The organism is Sulfitobacter sp. 1A12779, assembly GCF_043557315.1.
Taxonomy (GTDB): Bacteria; Pseudomonadota; Alphaproteobacteria; order Rhodobacterales; family Rhodobacteraceae; genus Sulfitobacter; species Sulfitobacter faviae.
Map to the genome: position 1 here is coordinate 1 of NZ_JBIFFU010000008.1, position 18,022 is coordinate 18,022.

Here is an 18,022-nt window from a genome sequence, read left to right on the forward strand (position 1 = left end):
AACCACGACGCATAACTGAGGGTGGGTCAAATCTCGGTGAAAATACCGGGTCAGTTCTCAGTGACAATCAACAGGCCTGATTAGAACGCGGTCCAACACCGCGTTCTAATCTTTTCCATTGGCAAAAACGGAAAGCCCTTATCCGGATGAACCGTTGGGCTCATTGAGCTGTCAGCAGCAGCCCGATTTCTCCTTGGGTTGCGAAACTTCTTCCACCAACTCCGCGGTCTCCGCCCCGCTGGCCTCTCGGGCGACGTCCGCTTGGGCGACGACGCCACAGCATTTACCACTTTCGTCGGTGACCACACTACGCCGAACCTGTTTTTCTTCCATCTTGTTGCAACAGCTTTCAACGTCGTCGTCAGCAGACACGGTCAGAAGGTCGTTCGACATGATTTCTGAAACCGGCGTCTCGACCGTCTTGCCCTGCGCAACGGCACCACAGCAGATATCGCGGTCCGTCACGATGCCAACGGGCTCACCGGCATCATTAAGCACCGGAATGGAGCCGACAGACTTTTCAGCCATAAGGGTTGCCGCTTCCTGAATCGAAGTGTCGGGGCCGCAGCAGGTGGGATTGCTTGTCATGATGTCCTGAACTTGCATCATCTTACTCCTTGCTTTGGTTGACAAAGTGCAAACCAAAAGACGGACGCTGAGGTTCCTGTCACCTTTTTTTTCAGCAAGTTCCAGCGCAGTGTCCTCACGCGGGGTCGTAATGTGAAAACACTTTTGTGCTGCCGTCCCGGGAGATTAGAAAGACCTCATAGGCTTCGCGTTCATCTTCTGGCCCCATACCTGGTGAGCCATAGGGCATCCCCGGCACGGCAAGGCCGGTGGCATCGGGGCGCTCGGCCAGCAGTTTGCGGATGTCGGCGGGGGGGACGTGACCTTCGATCATATAGCCTTGGATCTCGCCGGTGTGACAGGAGGTCATATTCTGCGGGATGCCGCTGTCCAACTTGTGCCGGGTCAACAGCGTCCCAAAGCTGCGTTCAGTGGTTACGTCAAAACCGTCATTTTCCAAGATGTCGATCCAAGCCGAACAGCAACCGCAATTAGGATCTTTCATCACGTGGATGGTGGGCTTTTCTTCAGCCCGAACCGCAAATGGCGCAGCGACGAAAAAGCTCGCGGAATAGGCCAGCAGGCGGCGGCGTGTGAGGGTCATGTGAAGTCCTTCCAAGGAAACAAACTCTGGTAGCGTAGAGTGTGCAGTATGTATCGCGGCGAGTTGGTTCGACCAGCTCCTCCGCGCAGCACGGCCGAAAAAGAGCAGGCGCAGGATGTCGAGTGTCACTTCACTTTCGCGCCTGTATCACGGTGCTGCGGCAAACGGGAGCAAGGTCCGCTGAATGGATCATGGGAGCCGATCATGCTGGGCAACGCATCAGTGTCTGCTTTAGGTAAGCTGCGAAGCAGCATGTAGATGGAGCGCGGACGGCAGGTTTGGGCCATCCTTTTCGGATCACCTTATGCTGAAACTGCGATGGCCTCCGACCTTTGCGCGGTCAGTTTGGGCTCACTGCGGACCTCGGAGGCAGCGCAGCATCATGTGATATGATGTCTTGTCAACGTCGGGTTGTCGATGTGGGAGGGCGTGGTGGATGGGAGGATCCATCATGGAAACATCAAACTTACCGGCCATCCGCGCCTTGCGCCCAGCCTGGAACAAAGGCCGGATCGTCGGCCAGAAAAGGCCGCTCAAGCCCAAACACGTCTGGGCGATCAGGGTGCGGCTGGAATTGGCCGAGAACCACCGTGATCTGGCCCTCTTCAATCTTGCCATCGACAGCAAGCTGCGCGGCTGCGATCTGGTGAAAATGAGGGTGGTCGATGTTATGGCATCCGGCCAAATCAAGGAACGCGCGTCGGTTCTTCAGAGCAAGACCCAGAAACCTGTGCGCTTCGAAATCTCCGAAGGCACCCGTGCATCGCTGGTAAGATGGATGCGGGAACCGCTGATGGTCGGATCCGAATACCTCTGGCCTGGGCGTTTTCACGAACGGCTTCACATCTCTACCCGCCAGTACGCGCGCATTGTGCGTGACTGGGTGACATCCATTGGTCTGGAGGCAAGCGCCTATGGCACGCACTCGATGCGGCGAACGAAAGTTACGCAGATTTACAAGAAAACAGGCAACCTGAGGGCGGTCCAACTGCTGTTGGGTCACACCAAGATGGACAGCACTGTCAGGTACCTCGGCGTCGAGCTTGAAGATGCGCTGGTGATCGCCGAAGCTATCGAAATCTGAAGGCTTGGGCCGTCGTCACGGACGGCCCAGTGCCGCCATTCGCACCTGGTGCGGCGGACGGCCGGAACGAGCCCAAACCGTCTATCACAGATGGTTATGGCTTGCCCTCGAATGCCAGAGCATTTGATTTCAGATCGTCCGGCGTAAACCTGAAAATCGTCATCTCGTCTACGCTATAGGCGCCAAGGCTTCTGTAGAATTCGATGGTAGGTTTGTTCCAGTCCAGAACCCCCCATTCCATCATCTCGCAGTTTCTCTCGAGGGCAAGAGAGCAAAGATACCCCATAATGATCTTGCCAAGACCCTGATGGCGGACTTTCGTATCCACGAAGAATCCATCGATATAGATTCCTGACCGTCCAGTAAATGCAGATGACTTCTGGCAAAAATAGGCAAAGCCCGCAATTTCGCCCTTGTAGTATCCAAACAGCGCCTCGCCCAGTTTTTCATTCAGAAGCCGTTTGATCTGAGGCTCAGTTGCCGTGATCTTGTTCGACATCTTTTGATAGGCGCCCAGTTTTTTCATGTATTCGACAACAAGCCCCGCATCATCCGGAGAAGCGTGTTGGATCATGAAATTCGGATTGGATGTCGCTATTTTCTGCACAGTTTCATTCTCCCATACCTGTGTTTGCGAAGGTAAATGTCCTGCTAGTCATAGCAAGTCAGAAGATGTCTGCTTTGTCCGCACTGCCGACCTTCAGTCTCCGAAAATGCTGCAAGTGGCACGAATGGCCGCTTAGACGGGCCGCAACGCAGCGTACCGAATGACTGACGAACGGCAGCTAAGGGCCGATCACGACAAGCACGCCCATGCTGCCACTGCGAAGCCTCCTACGACCAACGCGGTCAGTTTGGGCTCGTTCCTGCCATTAGCTGCATCGAGCACTGAGGCCGGCTTTGCAGGACGAATCGGGCATGGCAGCATTGCATTCTTGTCGCTTGTATTCGGTTCAGCTCCACATATGTAAAAGACAGCACGGTCCTGCAAACTGGAGTATTCACCAATGAAAAAGATCGATGTAAAAAAGGACTACAACCGGACAAAGTTTCTGATCATTGCCATGGTGGCACAGATTGTCGTGGTGTGGATTGTCATGGCAATCTATCTGGCGTGGTTGAACTGACTACCAAATCGTGAACCGGGCTGTGCAAGTTGGTTTCCTTAGAACCGCGATGGCGGGAAATTGGAAAGGCGTGACACCTCGAATGCACAAACTGATGCCCGCAACCCGTACAACTCCTTGAATTTATCGATTGGCAACAGCTAATATTCATTGCTGAAGCCGTCGCTGGTGAATCGCGCAACATCAGGCGCTTTGGGCTGATTGTGTTGAAAAACCCTCCTGCAGCGCGCTGAAGCCGATTTCGGCAAAGCAAAATTCCAAAGTATGGAAATTTCAACGTCACACCGGGTCTCTATTGGCTCATCGGAGAACAGCTCCCCACATTTTAGAAGTTTGCAGTTGCAGCAAATAGTTTTTCAACGGAATGGGCTCACTGCCGACCTTCGCTGCACTTGCAAACGAAATCAGCGTCAAACCGGAGGGCGAGCGGCGGCACTGCGGACCTTCCTGCCGTTTGCTGCTGTTGCTCGCTCAGTGCTGCGACTGCGAAGGCCGCCGGAAAGAAGGGCGGATAGCGGACTTTCGCTGCGCCTTGCCTGAACGGCAGTTATTCGGGCGCCCTTGCTACCCATTATGGCTTGGCCAACCCGTCGTTAAGCACGTCGAGCAGCGGGCAATCAGGGGTGTCGGACCCGGTGCAATGTGCGATGGTCTGTGCGAGAACGGACTCGATTGCCTGAAGGTCGCGGATCTTGATGCGGACCACATCGAGATGATGACGCCCCATGCGACTAAAAGGAAATTGCTTCTGTGTCGCCGAAGGGGTTTTGCGCATAGTGAAGTGCATTCGCGCTAAGTGGAGCGATTTCCGCACCAACGAAATAGATTTATTAAGCCGACCAGATTGCGACCACATTGATCAGGCGTCGTATCCGCCAACCGCGAAACGCGTTCAGTTACAGCCTGATCAAGTGCCGTCGGCGATGTTCTGAAACGCTTGACCGTCACGAGACCTGCAGGCGAGCGAGATTGACAGGTTCGCGAAAATTGGTAACGATTCCTGATGTCGTCTGCTCTGAGGATCGCTATCGGGACGTTCGGGCGGGTCGCTCTGCTTGATATGGACCGGCCCCTTGTCAAGCATGCCCATGCACAATGCCACGTGCTGCTGAAGGTCGAGGGTGCCGATACCGAGTTTGACGTTGGCGGTCGGCGCGTGGCGCTGACCGACGAAAGCGCCGTGCTCATCAACGCTTGGGAGCACCACAGCTACGTGCACCGCGCAGGCCAGCCGCCGACGATCATCCTCGCGCTTTACATTGAACCGATCTGGCTACGTGCGTTTCGCGACAATTGGGAAGCGAGTGCGGGACCGGGTTTTTTCCCCCATCCGGGCGGCGCCATCACCCCGCAGATCCGCCGTCAGGTCGGCGAGACCGCCGAGGCGATGGTGCAGGACCCAGGCGACGCCGCAACACATGAGCGGCTGATCGGGCGGCTGATGGTTTCGATCATCGAGCGGCTGGCGCTTTGGCGCGAGGTGCAGCCGTCGCTTCGGGCGCGGGCCACAGCAATGCGGGCGCCCGACCGGCGGATCGCGCGGGCCCAGGCCTTGATGCGAGCGGACCCGGCTCGCATCCCTTCGATGGAGTGGTTGGCACGCGAAAGCGGCGTGTCCCGCGCGCATTTCTTCCGGTTGTTTGAGGCCGAGACCGGCATTTCTCCGCGTGTCTATCTGAACACCCAGCGGGTCGAGCGCGCGGTGCAGGCAGTCGCCAACGACACCCGCAGCTTCACCGACATCTCTGCCGATTTGGGCTTCTCAGTGCCGGCGCATTTCTCGCGCTTCTTCCATGACCATGCTGGCTCCTCGCCGAGCACCTTCCGCGATGTCTCGGCGCTTCGCGACAGCGGCTGACCCCGGTTTTTGAGACTCCTCGGTAAGGTCCGAGACCTGGCGGGATCGCGGGGCCTGCGGATGCGCGCCTAACGTCACTTCCCAAGGGCTTGCCCATGCCAAGCCGGGAGGAGACATGAAAGATACCGTTACAGAGCCACTCGTCGGCCGCTCGGTCGCACGCGTCGAGGATCCGGCACTCCTGTCGGGGCACGGGCGTTACATCGATGATCTGCCGGTGGCACCCGGAACGCTGGCTTTGGCCTTCGTGCGGTCGCCGCACGCACACGCCGACATCCGGTCGATCGACACCACCGAGGCGGCCCGCGCGCCCGGCGTCGTCGCCGTCATCACCGGACAGGACGTCGCTGCGCGCACCCGGTCGATGACCGTGGGCGTGAAGGCCGATGTCGAATGCTGGCCGATGGCGGTGGATCGCGTGCGCTATGTCGGCGAACCGCTGGTCATGGTCGTGGCAACCGACCGCTACCTGGCTGAGGATGCCGCAGATCTGGTCGCGGTTGACTATGGCCCGCTCGGCTCAGTGGTCGATCCCGTCGCGGTGCTCTCGGACGATGCGCCGGTGCTTCATCCCAGCCTCGGCGGAAACCTCATTAACGAAAGGCGCTTCCGCTACGGCGATCCCGAAGCGGCGTTCGAGGCCGCCCCGCACCGCATCGGCGTCGACGTCACCTATCCGCGCAGCGCCTGCACCCCCATCGAAACCTACGGCGTGATCGCCAACTACGAGCCGGGCGAGGATGCCTATGACGTCACAGCGAATTTTCAGGGTCCTTTCTCGATCCACGCGGTGGTTGCCCGGTCACTGAACGTGCCGGGCAACCGGCTGCGGCTGCGCACACCGCCCGATTCCGGTGGCTCTTTCGGGATCAAGCAGGGCGTCTTTCCCTACATGATCCTCGCGGGCATCGCCGCGCGCATCGCGGGCGCGCCGGTCAAGTGGATCGAGGACCGGCTGGAGCATCTGTCGGCCAGCGTTTCTGCGACCAATCGGCAAACCCGGATTGAAGCGGCGGTTGAGGCGGATGGTCGGATCACCGCACTCGACTGGGATCAGATCGAGGATTGCGGTGCCCATCTGCGCGCGCCGGAGCCCGCCACTCTCTACCGGATGCACGGCAACATGACCGGTGCCTACGACATCCAGAATCTGGCGATCCGCAATCGTGTCGTGCTGACGAACAAGACGCCAACGGGCCTTAACCGCGGCTTTGGCGGCCCGCAGATTTATTTCGCACTGGAGCGGCTGATGGATGCCATCGCGCGGCAGCTTGGGCTGGACCGGCTGGAGGTCATCCGCCGCAACCTCATCCCTGCCGGGGCGTTTCCCTACCGCACGGCAAGCGGTGCGCTTTACGACTCGGGCGATTACGCCGCGGCGCTGGACCGCGCGGTCGCCGAAGGCGGTCTTGCCGAGCTTTACGCCCGCCGCGACAGGGCCCGCGCCGAAGGCCGACGCTATGGCATCGGCTTTGCCTGCGTTGTTGAGCCTTCAGTATCGAATATGGGCTACATCACCACCGTCCTGACCCCTGAAGAGCGTGCCAAGGCAGGGCCCAAGAACGGCGCGCAGGCAACCGCAACCATCGCAATCGACCCGCTCGGCTCGGTTACGGTCAAGGTCGCCTCGGTCCCGCAGGGTCAAGGCCACCGGACCGTGCTGGCGCAGGTCGTGGCCGACAAGTTCGGCCTGCCGATGGAGGCGGTGCGGGTTCTGGCTGATGTGGACACGATGCGCGATGCCTGGTCCATCGCCTCGGGCAACTACGCCTCGCGCTTTGCCCCGGCGGTCGCTGGTGCGACCGAGATCGCTGCAACGCGGCTGCGCGACAAGCTGGCCAAGGTCGCGGCCACGCAGCTGAACATTGCGCTCGAGGACGTGTCCTTCGAGGCGGGCCGCATACGCGCCAGGGACAATCCTGACAACGGCCTGTCCTTCGCGCGGGTCGCCGCCACGGCGCACTGGTCGCCGGGCACCGTGCCGGACGGCGTGGATCAAACCCTGCGCGAGACGGTCTATTGGAGCCCACCCGAACTGGAGGCTCCGACAGCCGAGGACGGGATCAATTCTTCGCTCTGTCACGGGTTCATCTTCGATTTCTGTGGGGTCGAAATCGACCCCGAGACAGCCGAACCCAAGATCGACCGATATGTGACTATGCACGATTGCGGGCGCATCCTGCATCCCGCGATGGTGGAAGGACAGGTGCGCGGGGGCTTTGCCCAGGCGGTGGGCGCGGCGTTCCTTGAGGAATATGCCTACGGTCCGGACGGTTCATTCCAGTCCGGCACGCTGGCCGATTATCTCTTGCCCACGGTGATTGAGGTGCCCGAACCGGTCATCCTGCATCACGAGACGCCGTCGCCCTTCACACCGCTCGGTGCCAAGGGTGTGGGCGAAGGCAACTGTATGTCAACACCCGTCTGCATCGCCAATGCCGTGGCCGACGCGCTGGCCCCCGAAGGCGATGCACCAGACATCGTCCTCCCGGTGACCGCGGCCAAGCTCGCGCCGCATATCTTCGGCGATGAGCCCGCCCCGAAAGACCCGGTGCCCGAGACGAAGGCCGAGGCCACGGTGGGTGGGCGCAAGCTCACGGGCGAAGGCCGCGCCTTGGTGCAGGCCAGCCGCACCGATGTCTGGCAGATGCTGCTCGATCCCGCGACGCTCGATGCAATTATTCCCGGCTCGCACGGCGTGCAGAAGGTCGGCGAGACACGCTTCAAGGCGGATGTGACGCTGGGCGTCGGGCCAGTCCGGGGCCGCTACAAGGCCGATATTGAATTGTCGGACCTCGACCCGCCCAACGCCGTGACGCTGTCGGGCCAAGCTGTTGGCGCGCTTGGCACCGGTGGCGGACACGGCCGCATCACACTGACCGACACCGACGACGGCACCGAGATCGCCTACCGCTACGAGGCCGAGATCGGCGGCAAGGTCGCCTCGGTCGGCGGGCGGCTTCTGGACGGCGCAGCCAAGGTCGTGATCGGCGAGTTCTTCCGCGCGCTGGCCCGCCATTGCGGCGGCGGCACGCGCGGCGGGCCTTTGGCGCGGCTCATGGGCCTTTTCCACCGCATCACGAAAGGAGGCCGGTCATGAAGCCCGCCCCATTCGACTATGTCGCCGCCACGGAGATGGGCGAAGCGCTGGAAGCACTGCATCAAGGTGGCACCGAGGCACGGGTCATCGCGGGCGGCCAGTCGCTGATGCCGATGCTGAACATGCGCCTCGCGCGCCCCGCCACACTCGTTGACATCACTCGCATCCCGGCGCTGTCTCGGATCGAGGCCAAGGGCGATAACGTCACCATCGGGGCCGCCGTGCGCCAGAGCACGCTTGAACGCTGGCCGGATCTGGCGGACCGCTTGCCGCTGGTGCGCGCCGCGCTGCCATGGGTCGGACACACGCAACTGCGCAATCGCGGCACGGTTTGCGGTTCTGTCGCCCATGCCGATCCCAGCGCTGAGCTGCCGCTTTGCCTAATTGCCCTCGGCGGCACCGTGACCCTGCGCCGCCGCCGCAAGACACGTGCCGTCGCAGCGCGCGATTTCTTCCAGGGCATGATGTCCACCGACCTAACCCCCGGCGAGATGATCGCCTCGGTCACTTTCCCGGGCCGCCAGACAGGCACCGGATATGCCTTCCGCGAAGTGGCCCGCCGCCATGGTGATTTCGCCATCGTCGCCTGCGCCGCCATCGCCCGACCCGATGGCACCGCCACGCTGAGCGTGGGCGGCGTCGCTGACACGCCCCGCACGCTCGATCTGCCCGCAGAGGCGCAAGGACTCGATGACCGGTTGAATGAGTTCGCCTGGCATTTGCAGGCCCGCGACGACCTGCATGCGACCGCCCGCTACCGTCGCGATCTGGTCCGGCAGCTCGGCCGCGCAACCTTGAAGGAGGCACTGTCATGCCGCGACTAACCCAAGACGAGACGCACCCGGTGCGCTTCACTCTGAACGGACGTTCCGTTTCGGCGCGTGTGTCGCCACGCACATTGCTGACGGATGTCCTCCGCCAAGAGATCGGCGCGACCGGCACCCATGTGGGCTGCGAGCACGGCGTCTGCGGTGCGTGCACGGTCCAAATCGACGGGGAGCCCGCGCGCGCCTGTTTGATGCTCGCTCAGCAGGCCGAGGGCTGTGAGCTCCGCACAGTGGAGGGGCTTGCGACTGAAGATGCGCTGAGCTCCCTGCAAGAAGCCTTTCGCGAACATTTTGCGCTGCAATGTGGCTTCTGCACCGCGGGCATCCTGATGACGCTCGACGCGCTGTTTTCGCGCCAACCGGACGCGGATGAAGACGCGATCCGCGAGGCGCTCTCGGGGCATCTGTGCCGCTGCACGGGTTACGCGCCCATCGTTCAGGCGGCGCTGGCCGCCCGCAACCGCATCAAGGGAGGACCAATCGATGCTTGACCTCGGAACCAGCTTTCTCGCGTCCGTGGAACGCGACCCCGACGCGATGGCCATTGCCGAAGGGGACCAGACAATCACTTATGCCGACTGGTATCGCCGGATCAGCGCGTTGGTGGACGGGCTTGGCCAGATCGGCCTGCGCAAGGGCGATACACTCGTAACGGCAATGCAGAACCGGTGGGAGAATGCGTCGCTGCATTGGGCCTGCCAACTTGCCGGGATCGTCATAACGCCCGTGAACTGGCGCGTCACCGCCGATGAGCTGGACCACGCTCTGCGCGACAGCGCGACCCGCGTGCTGGTGCATGATGATGCCGCGTCCGATGCAGTAGCCGGATCGGTGCTGGCGCACGGCCTGACAGTCATACCGCTGGGCGGCGATCAGGGCCTCGCGGCGCTGCTGGCGGGGCACGCGCCCGACGCCGTGCCACAAGCTGGGCCCGAGGAGCTGTCGGTCATGCTCTATACCTCCGGCACGACCTCGAAGCCAAAGGGCGTGCCGCGTCGCCACCGTGCCGAGCGCGCCGCCGCCATCGCCCATGTAGCTCAGAACATGTATCATCACGGCGAGCGGACGCTGGGCGTCATGCCGCTTTATCACACCATGGGCATCCGGTCGCTTCTGTCGGCCAGCGTGATCGGCGGTGCCTTCATCTGTCTGCCGCGCTTTGACCTGCCGGGCGCGCTGAACGCCATCGAGACGCATCGGGTCACCAACCTCTATCTGGTGCCGACGCTCTATCACGACATTGTCCACCACACCGCATTCACGCCGGACCGTGTTGCAAGCGTGCGCAAGCTGGGCTTTGCAGGCGCGTCGATGACCGATGGCCTGTTGCAGAAACTGGCGAAGGTCTTTCAGCCCGATCTTTTCGTGAACCACTACGGCTCGTCCGAGATCTACACCTTCTCCATCTGCCAGGACGCCGTGGCCAAGCCCGGATCGGCAGGCCGCGCGGCGATCAACCAGCGTTTGCGCGTGGTGCCGCTCGGCGCAGAAGATGTCAGCGAGACCTGCGCGCCGGGAGAGGAAGGTGAAATCGTTGCCTGCATGCAAGGCGACGAGGCCTTCGAGGGTTACTGGAACCGCCCCGAGGCGGACCGCAAGGCGATCCGCGACGGCTGGTATTTCACCGGCGACTGCGGCCATTTCGACGACGACGGTGATCTATTCGTCACGGGCCGCGCCGACGACATGATCATCACTGGAGGCGAGAACGTCTCACCCGTCGAGGTGGAAAGCTGCCTCTCGCTGCACCCCGCTGTGGCCGAAGTTGCGGTGGTCGGCCTGCCGGATGCGCGCTGGGGCAAGGTCGTGGCCGCCTTCGTCAAGCGCGCCGGCGATGTTACCGAAGGCGATCTCGACGCCCATTGTCGCAACTCGGACCTGTCCAATTTCCGCCGTCCGCGCCGCTACGTTTTCGTTCGCGAAATCCCGAAATCCCCGGTCGGAAAGCTCCTCCGCCGTCTGCTCGTCGCAGGCGAATACGAGGCCGAGCCGACCGAGACCACACCCGCATGAATCCAAGGAAAGAAACTGACATGAAAGACGCTCACATGACCGAAACCCTTACCTTCACCGATCCGCGCCTCGCTGAGCTCGACGGCTTTCACGTGCAGCTCGATGCGAGCAATGAACGCGCCAACATCATTCTCGCGCGACCGCCCTACAACGTCATCTCGATGGGCGCACGCGATCAGCTGCGCCTTGTCTTCGAGGCTCTCGATGCCGATGATCGCGTGCGCATCATCGTGATCTCGGGCGAAGGCGAGCATTTCTCGTCGGGTGGCAATATCAAAGGCTTCCTTGAGGCAAGCCCCGAGCACGTCTCGCATCTGGCTTGGAACATTGCCGCGCCTGCGCGCTGCACCAAGCCGGTGATCGCGGCCAATCGTGGCTACACGTTCGGCGTCGGCTTCGAGCTGTCGCTGGCCTGCGATTTCCGAATCGTGTCCGAGACCTGTCGCTACGCGCTGCCCGAACAGAAGCTGGGTCAGATCCCCGGCTCGGGCGGTTCTGCCCGGCTGCAGAAAATCGTCGGCGTCACCCGCACCAAGGACATCGTCATGCGATCCAAGCGCATCCCGGGTCAACAAGCACTCGATTGGGGTATCGCCACCGAATGCGTGCCCGACGGCGATCTCGAACAGGCGGTGACCGACCTGGTCACCGAGCTGCGCGAATTTTCACCGATGGCGCAGCGCACCGCGAAGAAGCTGCTGAACGACACCGACGATGCGCTTCTCAGCACCGCGATCGAGATGGAGGGGCTGAACTACAGTCGCCTGCGCCAATCTGAGGATTTCCGCGAGGGCGTCGAGGCCTTTCACGCCAAGCGCAAGCCCGTGTTCACCGGCCGCTGAGCCGGCCAAGCAACCACATTAAAGGGAGGAGACAAAAGTGGAACAGACAGGACAATCGAACTGGATCGAGAGGGGTCCGGGCTTCCGCGCTGGCCTATCGGGCCTACGCGAGGCGCTGGGCATCAAGACAGCGAGCGCGGGACTGGTCGCGGCAATCTTCGGATGCTCGGGCCCGGCGCTGATCGTGATCGGGGCGGCCAATAATGGCGGGCTGACCGAGGGACAGACAGTAGCCTGGCTGTTGGCGATCTATGGCCTTGGCGGGCTAATCAGCCTGATCATGGCGCTTTACTACAAGCTGCCGGTGACCGGGGCCTATTCGATCCCGGGCGCAGCGCTGGTCGCGGGCGCGCTTGGCACGTTTCCCTTCGAACAGGCGGTCGGAGCGTTTCTGATGGCGGGCGCTATGGTGTTCGTTCTCGGCATCACCGGGCTCATCGGCAAGGTGATGCGCTGGCTGCCGATGCCAATCGTGATGGCGATGATCGCAGGCGCACTCATCCGTTTCGGTATTGGAGCGGTCACCTCGATCGAAAAGCTGCCCATCGTGGTCGGGGCCGCGACCATCGCCTTCTTTCTGTCGATGCGGTTCCTGCGCGCAGTGCCGCCAGTGTTGACGGCACTTGTCGTCGGCCTCGTGGCCGTGACCCTGACGGGAGGCTTTCAGGGCGGCGAGGCGGCGATCAGCTTTGTCGCACCGGAGTTTACCACGCCCGTGTTCACCGTCGACGCCTTCCTGGCCATTGCCGTGCCGTTGGCCGTGCTGGTCATCGGCGCCGAGAATGCTCAAGCTATCGGGGTCCTCTACGCCGAGGGTTACCGCCCGCCGATCAACGCGATGACCGTTATCTCGGGCATCGGCGGCATGCTGGCGGGACTGATCGGCGGCCATAACGCCAATATTGCAGGGCCCATGACGGCGATCTGTTCGTCCGATCAGGCCGGCGAGAACCCCGAGGGGCGCTATGCGGCCACGGTCCTGAACGGCGTGCTGTTCGCGGCCTTCGGGGTCTTCGCCGGGGTCGCGGTGCCGTTGATCATGGCGCTGCCCGGACCGCTGATCGGGGCCGTGGCGGGTCTGGCGATGATTACCGTCCTTCTCAGCGCGTTCCAGTCCGCCTTCGACCGCAAGGCGGGCCACCAGATCGGTGCCTTTGTCGCGCTGATCGTAGCGATGTCGAACGTGTCGTTCCTCAGCATCAGTGCGCCCTTCTGGGCCCTGGTCGCAGGTGCCGCGGTGTCGATGCTGAACGAACGGGTGGTCATATCCAAGCCTGTGGCCACTCCGGCGTCCTGAAGAGCGGTGCTATCTTGAACGAGCGATCCAAATGGGGGGTGCCAGCGCCCCCCACAACTGCTTTATTGGCCGCCGCCGCGATCCTGTCGAACTGGCGGCAAGAAGATAGATATTTGATTTCGTTCAGTGCGCTGGCGTTCCGACAACATGGCGCGGCGACGTGCGTGGCCTTGCCGCCGTTCGTAGTCTTCCGTTTCCTGAACATGATGCCGAACCAATTCGAATTGGGCGGCTGAGGGTTGTTCGCTAAATTGGTCCAAGAGTGTCGAGGCACTTTGCCGTCACTCTTTCCGAGTTCCAAGGCTGGGTTGCAACTCTCCCAGGGTATCTTGATGTTTCTTTGCACGGAAAAAGAACGACCGCTTTCCACCCTCCGTTCCTGACGACTTTCGCATTTGCAGCGCAAATCGAGCACTCGAGCCGAACGGAAGGAAAGTCCGCACTGCTGACTTCTACCAAACGAGAATGCTGCATGATGAGTGAATGGCCGGTCTCGGGAAGCCGCAGTGCGGCATCGAAACCGGGTCTGAATGTCGGCTTTGGGCCGAAAGCACCAATAAGTGCCAACTCAAAAGTTGCTGCGATTCCCGTTGCTAAGGGTTTTGATAGATTGATTGACCCGATTTACTCCGGTTTTTTTACGCACTTAGACTTTAATCCTTTCAAGACTCTTCAGCACTGCATGCACGGCAAGGCCTGTTTCAGTCAGCCCATAGGTCACCTTGGGCGGAATGGTATTCTCCTGTTCGCGCCAAACCAGCCCATCGGCTTCCAACTCCCGCAGGCGGGTGGTCAGCACCTTGGGAGAGATGCCGGTGATCTGGCGTCGCAACACACCGAAGCGGCAGGCACGCTGATCGCCTAACACGTAGATCACATGGGTTTTCCATTGTCCCCAGAGCTTGCGCAGCAGCGTGTCCGCCGCGCAGGGGATATCAACTGCGTCCCGGTCCCCGGGGCCGGGTGCCTTTTTCTGGGTGGTTTCCATTTGGTAACGACTTTCACTTGGTAACTCTCGCCTTACATAAGTTCCCAACCGACCGACACAATAAGCCGGAAGCGCTTCGCGCCGCTGGCATCGAAAGGAGAGCACCATGTCCCAAGGCACTTCCCGAGCCATCCCCGGCCTGCACCACGTCACCGCTATCTTCGGCCCGCCGCAGGACAACCTTGACTTCTGGGTGCGCACCCTCGGGCAGCGGCTGGTCAAACGCACCGTGAACTTCGACGATCCCGGCACCTATCACCTTTACTACGGGGATAAGGACGCGGCGCCCGGGTCGATCATGACATTCTTTCCATTCGTAGATGCAGGCCCGGGGCGCGCGGGGCCCGGCATGACGTCGGCGGTGGCCTATGCGATCCCCGACTTGGACCGGCGCATGGGGGAACTGGCGGAGGCCACCATCGACTTCGAAGGACCTTTCGATCGCTTCGGCGAACGCGCCATCGCGCTGCGTGACCCCGACGGGCTGCGGGTCGAGGTGATCGAAGGCGGCGCGCGGGACGAGGGGTTTCACAGCGTGACCCTTTGGCTTGAAGAGGTCGCGGCCACCGCCGCTGTGCTTGAGGCAATGGGCTACGTGCGCGAGGGCGAGGAGGCCGCCGCCACGGGCGGCACCGGCGGGACGGAGACCCGTATTCGCTACCGCTCGACCGAACCCGAGCGTGGTTCGGCCGTGGACCTAATGACCTCGGACGTTCGTTCAATCGGGCGCTCAGGCGCAGGCACTATCCACCATGTCGCCTTCCGTGCGCGCAACGAGGAAGAGCAGCTGGCATGGCGGGCGCGGCTCTCTGCCGCGGGCCAACAGGTCACCCCGGTCATCGACCGGCAGTATTTCGACGCGATCTATTTCCGCACGTCCGGCGGCGTATTGTTTGAGATCGCCACCGATCCACCGGGATTTGCCGTGGACGAAGACCCGGCTCACTTGGGTGAGGCGCTGAAACTGCCCGAGAAATTTGAGCCTCACCGCGCTCAGATCGAGCAGGTGCTGCCGCAGATCCGGGTCCCGTCGTGAGCGGCCTCGGGGCGGTGACGCGCGGCACCGGTCCGCACGCGGGACAAAGGCTGGTCAGCGCTGGTGCTCCGGTGGAACGCGCACGGCTGGCTCTGGTGATGATCCACGGCCGCGGCGGCGCGCCGGAGGATATGTTCGGTCTGGCCAAACACTTTGCCCTGCAGGATCTCGCCGTGCTGGCCCCGCAGGCGGCCGGGCAGTCTTGGTGGCCGGACAGTTTCCTGGCGCCGCTCACGGCCAATGAGCCGGGGCTCGGCAGCGGGCTGAGCGTCATCTCCTCGCTGCTGGATGACCTGTCTGAGCAGGGTTTCGATCCAACACGCGTGGCGCTGATCGGCTTTTCGCAGGGGGCTTGTCTGGCGTTGGAGGCGGCGGCGCGGCTGGCCTGTCCGTTCCGCGCTGTGGCCGCGCTCTCCGGGGGGCTGGTCGGCACGGGCGAGGCGGGCGGCGTTCCGCGGGCCGACCTCTACGACCGTCCGGCCAAGACCTTCGACTATGCGGGCCGGCTGGCCGATGTGCCGGTGCTGCTCGGTTGTCACGAACGCGATCCGCATATTCCGCTGGCGCGGGTGCAGAAGAGCGCCGATGTGCTGCAGAACATGGGGGCCAAGGTCGAGACGCTGATCCTGCCCGGCGCCGGACATGGTATCGTCGCCGAAGAGGCCGACTGGCTGCGCAGGCAGCTGAACACCGAAATGTAAGGAGAGCACCCATGGACAGCGAGATCGAGATTACCCGCGAAGAGGGCGACAGCAAGGGCCGCTACCTGGCGGTGGTCGACGGCTACGAGGCCGAGATGACCTACTCCCGCCTCGGCGCCCGCGCGATCATCATCGACCATACCGGCGTGCCGGAGGCCCTGCGGGGCCGCGGCGTCGGCGAAGCGATGGTACGCCGCGGCGTAGAGGACGCCCGCGCCGAGGGCCGCAAGATCGTGCCGCTTTGCCTCTCCGCCAAGGCACAGATCGACCGTCACCCCGAATGGCAGGACGTCCTGCAACGAAAAAGCTGAAAGGAGACACGTCATGAGCTGGAGCCCCTGTCCCGACCCAATCCCCGGGGACGCGAAGAGCGTCGATGCGGTGGAGACGTTGATCGTCCCGCGCGCCGTCGATATCGGCGAAATGGAAGTCCGCCGCGCGCTGCCTTCGGACAAGCGCCAGATGGTCGGCCCGTTCATCTTCTTCGACCAGATGGGGCCGGCGGAATTCCTGACCGATCAGGGCATCGACGTGCGCCCGCATCCGCATATCAACCTCGCTACGCTGACCTATCTCTTTGAGGGACAGGTCCATCACCGCGACAGCCTCGGCACCGATCTGGCGATCGAACCCGGCGCGGTAAACTGGATGAAGGCGGGCAGGGGAATAGTCCATTCCGAGCGCACCGCGCCCGAGCGCCGCAAGACCGGCCAGCGCTTGTTCGGCCTGCAAACATGGATGGCGCTGCCCGAGGCGGAGGAGGAAAGCGACCCCGCCTTCCTGCACTACGGCAAGACCGACCTGCCCACGGTTGAGGTCGAGGGACTGACCGCCCGGCTGATCGCCGGATCAGCCTTCGGCGTCGCCTCACCGCTCAAGACGGCCTCGGACACGCTTTACGTCGACGTGACCCTTGCGCCGGGGGCGAAGGCACCGATCGTGGCGAATACCGAGGAACGCGCCCTCTATACCATCCACGGCGGGATCGACGTGGCTGGGGATACCTTCGCGCCGGGGCAGCTACTGGTCCTCCGCCCCGGGGACGAGGTCACCGTAACGGGCGTCGATGACGGCACCGGCGCCCATGCGCGCTTCATGCTCTTCGGCGGCGCGCCGATGGAGGGGCCGCGCTACATCTGGTGGAATTTCGTCTCCTCGCGCCGCGAGCGCATCGAAGAGGCGCGCGAGGAATGGCGGCAGGGTAAGTTCTCGACGGTGCCGGGGGACGAGGCCGATTTCATCCCGGCGCCGGAGGGCAAGCCCAAGATCAAACGGGCGCAGGGAGGCGTCTTCTACCCATGACGTTGCCTCCTGCACCGGCGGTCGACGTTCACGAACAAGGACTTGCATGTCTATCATGACCGAATTTTCTAATCAGCCACTGGATCAACTCAGCCTCGACGAGGCTGCCCGCCCGACAGCGCCGCCGGTGCCGGAGGCGACGGATAGGCACCGTGCTCAGGGGCGACAGCTGGCGGCCATTCATCGGCACTATCTGATGGAGATGGCCCAAATCGGAGCGGTTCTGGCGCGGATCGAAGCGGGGGACAGCCCGCCCGATGACCTCAAGCGGATCGTGCTTTCGCTCGATATGGCAGAGAATTTCCGCGCCTTCGGTTCGCTTTGCGGACGCGAATGCCAAATTCTGAAGTTCCACCACGACATCGAGAGCACCGACATGTTCCCTCGGATCGAGGCGGCGGGTAAAGGCAAGTTCCGTGAGGTCGTCGCCAAATTGAAGGCGGAGCACGCGGTGGTGCATGAGTTGATCCTCCGCCTCGACCGCGCGGCGGACGTATTGACGGAAGATCCGAACGATGCGAATTTCCTTCATGCCGCCACCGCCTTCAGAAAGTTGGAGGAGGTCGTGCGATCTCATTTCAGATACGAGGAAACTGAACTGGCAGAGGCCATCGGTTATTATCTCGGATCGGTCTAACTATTCCTAATGGCCATCACTGCATTATTGAGATCGAAA

19 protein-coding genes are annotated in these 18,022 nt (G+C 62.3%); 14 read left to right on the forward strand and 5 right to left on the reverse strand.

The genetic code is table 11. The annotated features are described in order from the left end of the window. Nucleotides 1–171 precede the first annotated feature (171 nt). A complete protein-coding gene (locus tag ACGYLQ_RS10770) occupies nt 172–609 on the reverse strand; it encodes a CBS domain-containing protein (protein ID WP_394442907.1) in 438 nt (145 codons plus the stop codon). A gap of 94 nt (nt 610–703) precedes the next feature. After that, nucleotides 704–1,171, reverse strand: coding sequence for a DUF411 domain-containing protein (locus tag ACGYLQ_RS10775; protein WP_394442909.1), 468 nt, complete (start codon nt 1,169–1,171; stop codon nt 704–706). 451 nt (nt 1,172–1,622) lie between these two features. Here ACGYLQ_RS10775 and ACGYLQ_RS10780 point away from each other — a divergent pair, with 451 nt between their 5' ends. Further along, nucleotides 1,623–2,255: a tyrosine-type recombinase/integrase gene (locus tag ACGYLQ_RS10780; protein WP_394374508.1), complete on the forward strand. Its 633-nt coding sequence runs from the start codon at nt 1,623–1,625 to the stop codon at nt 2,253–2,255. Nucleotides 2,256–2,349: 94 nt separating this feature from the next. Here the strand turns inward: ACGYLQ_RS10780 and ACGYLQ_RS10785 are convergent, their stop codons facing one another. Together ACGYLQ_RS10785 and ACGYLQ_RS10790 are read right to left on the reverse strand one after the other, a co-directional pair. Further along, nucleotides 2,350–2,829, reverse strand: a complete 480-nt coding sequence (locus ACGYLQ_RS10785) for a GNAT family N-acetyltransferase (RefSeq protein ID WP_394408060.1) — start codon at nt 2,827–2,829, stop codon at nt 2,350–2,352. A 1,124-nt stretch (nt 2,830–3,953) separates the two neighbouring features. Further along, nucleotides 3,954–4,157 (reverse strand): hypothetical protein, encoded by a 204-nt coding sequence (locus ACGYLQ_RS10790; protein ID WP_394423196.1) that lies wholly within the window; start codon nt 4,155–4,157, stop codon nt 3,954–3,956. Nucleotides 4,158–4,385: 228 nt separating this feature from the next. On the opposite strand from ACGYLQ_RS10790, the gene ACGYLQ_RS10795 reads away from it, so the two are divergent. From ACGYLQ_RS10795 to ACGYLQ_RS10830, 8 genes are all read left to right on the forward strand, one after another. Then, nucleotides 4,386–5,240 carry an AraC family transcriptional regulator gene (locus ACGYLQ_RS10795; RefSeq protein WP_276155416.1) on the forward strand — a complete coding sequence of 285 codons (855 nt, stop codon included), beginning with the start codon at nt 4,386–4,388 and terminating at the stop codon, nt 5,238–5,240. A gap of 115 nt (nt 5,241–5,355) precedes the next feature. After that, on the forward strand, nt 5,356–8,340 hold the full coding sequence (locus ACGYLQ_RS10800; protein WP_394442911.1) for a molybdopterin cofactor-binding domain-containing protein: 2,985 nt from the start codon (nt 5,356–5,358) through the stop codon (nt 8,338–8,340). After that, nucleotides 8,337–9,164, forward strand: a complete 828-nt coding sequence (locus ACGYLQ_RS10805) for an FAD binding domain-containing protein (protein WP_394442913.1) — start codon at nt 8,337–8,339, stop codon at nt 9,162–9,164. The genes ACGYLQ_RS10800 and ACGYLQ_RS10805 overlap by 4 nt, the downstream gene beginning before the upstream one ends. After that, on the forward strand, nt 9,152–9,658 hold the full coding sequence (locus ACGYLQ_RS10810) for a (2Fe-2S)-binding protein (protein ID WP_394423193.1): 507 nt from the start codon (nt 9,152–9,154) through the stop codon (nt 9,656–9,658). The genes ACGYLQ_RS10805 and ACGYLQ_RS10810 overlap by 13 nt, the downstream gene beginning before the upstream one ends. Then, nucleotides 9,651–11,180: an AMP-binding protein gene (locus ACGYLQ_RS10815; protein ID WP_394442915.1), complete on the forward strand. Its 1,530-nt coding sequence runs from the start codon at nt 9,651–9,653 to the stop codon at nt 11,178–11,180. The genes ACGYLQ_RS10810 and ACGYLQ_RS10815 overlap by 8 nt, the downstream gene beginning before the upstream one ends. Nucleotides 11,181–11,215: 35 nt before the next feature. Beyond that, nucleotides 11,216–12,022 carry an enoyl-CoA hydratase/isomerase family protein gene (locus ACGYLQ_RS10820; protein WP_394423191.1) on the forward strand — a complete coding sequence of 269 codons (807 nt, stop codon included), beginning with the start codon at nt 11,216–11,218 and terminating at the stop codon, nt 12,020–12,022. Nucleotides 12,023–12,059: 37 nt separating this feature from the next. After that, nucleotides 12,060–13,319, forward strand: a complete 1,260-nt coding sequence (locus tag ACGYLQ_RS10825) for a benzoate/H(+) symporter BenE family transporter (RefSeq protein ID WP_394423190.1) — start codon at nt 12,060–12,062, stop codon at nt 13,317–13,319. A 14-nt stretch (nt 13,320–13,333) separates the two neighbouring features. Continuing rightward, a complete protein-coding gene (locus ACGYLQ_RS10830; protein WP_394442917.1) occupies nt 13,334–13,555 on the forward strand; it encodes a hypothetical protein in 222 nt (73 codons plus the stop codon). 410 nt (nt 13,556–13,965) lie between these two features. Here ACGYLQ_RS10830 and ACGYLQ_RS10835 read toward each other — a convergent pair whose 3' ends face one another. Then, nucleotides 13,966–14,307 carry a winged helix-turn-helix transcriptional regulator gene (locus ACGYLQ_RS10835; protein WP_394408057.1) on the reverse strand — a complete coding sequence of 114 codons (342 nt, stop codon included), beginning with the start codon at nt 14,305–14,307 and terminating at the stop codon, nt 13,966–13,968. A gap of 106 nt (nt 14,308–14,413) precedes the next feature. On the opposite strand from ACGYLQ_RS10835, the gene ACGYLQ_RS10840 reads away from it, so the two are divergent. From ACGYLQ_RS10840 to ACGYLQ_RS10860, 5 genes are read left to right on the forward strand one after another with little or no spacing between them, the layout of a single operon-like run. Next, nucleotides 14,414–15,343 (forward strand): ring-cleaving dioxygenase, encoded by a 930-nt coding sequence (locus ACGYLQ_RS10840; RefSeq protein ID WP_394442919.1) that lies wholly within the window; start codon nt 14,414–14,416, stop codon nt 15,341–15,343. Then, the gene (locus ACGYLQ_RS10845; RefSeq protein ID WP_394408051.1) at nt 15,340–16,044 is read left to right on the forward strand and encodes an alpha/beta hydrolase; all 705 of its coding nucleotides are present in this window, start codon (nt 15,340–15,342) and stop codon (nt 16,042–16,044) included. Before ACGYLQ_RS10840 ends, ACGYLQ_RS10845 begins: the two co-directional genes overlap by 4 nt. A gap of 11 nt (nt 16,045–16,055) precedes the next feature. Beyond that, on the forward strand, nt 16,056–16,355 hold the full coding sequence (locus tag ACGYLQ_RS10850) for a GNAT family N-acetyltransferase (protein ID WP_394442921.1): 300 nt from the start codon (nt 16,056–16,058) through the stop codon (nt 16,353–16,355). A gap of 13 nt (nt 16,356–16,368) precedes the next feature. Continuing rightward, nucleotides 16,369–17,346 carry a pirin family protein gene (locus ACGYLQ_RS10855; RefSeq protein ID WP_394408045.1) on the forward strand — a complete coding sequence of 326 codons (978 nt, stop codon included), beginning with the start codon at nt 16,369–16,371 and terminating at the stop codon, nt 17,344–17,346. A 55-nt stretch (nt 17,347–17,401) separates the two neighbouring features. Further along, nucleotides 17,402–17,983, forward strand: a complete 582-nt coding sequence (locus ACGYLQ_RS10860; protein ID WP_394413406.1) for a hemerythrin domain-containing protein — start codon at nt 17,402–17,404, stop codon at nt 17,981–17,983. Nucleotides 17,984–18,022 lie beyond the last annotated feature (39 nt).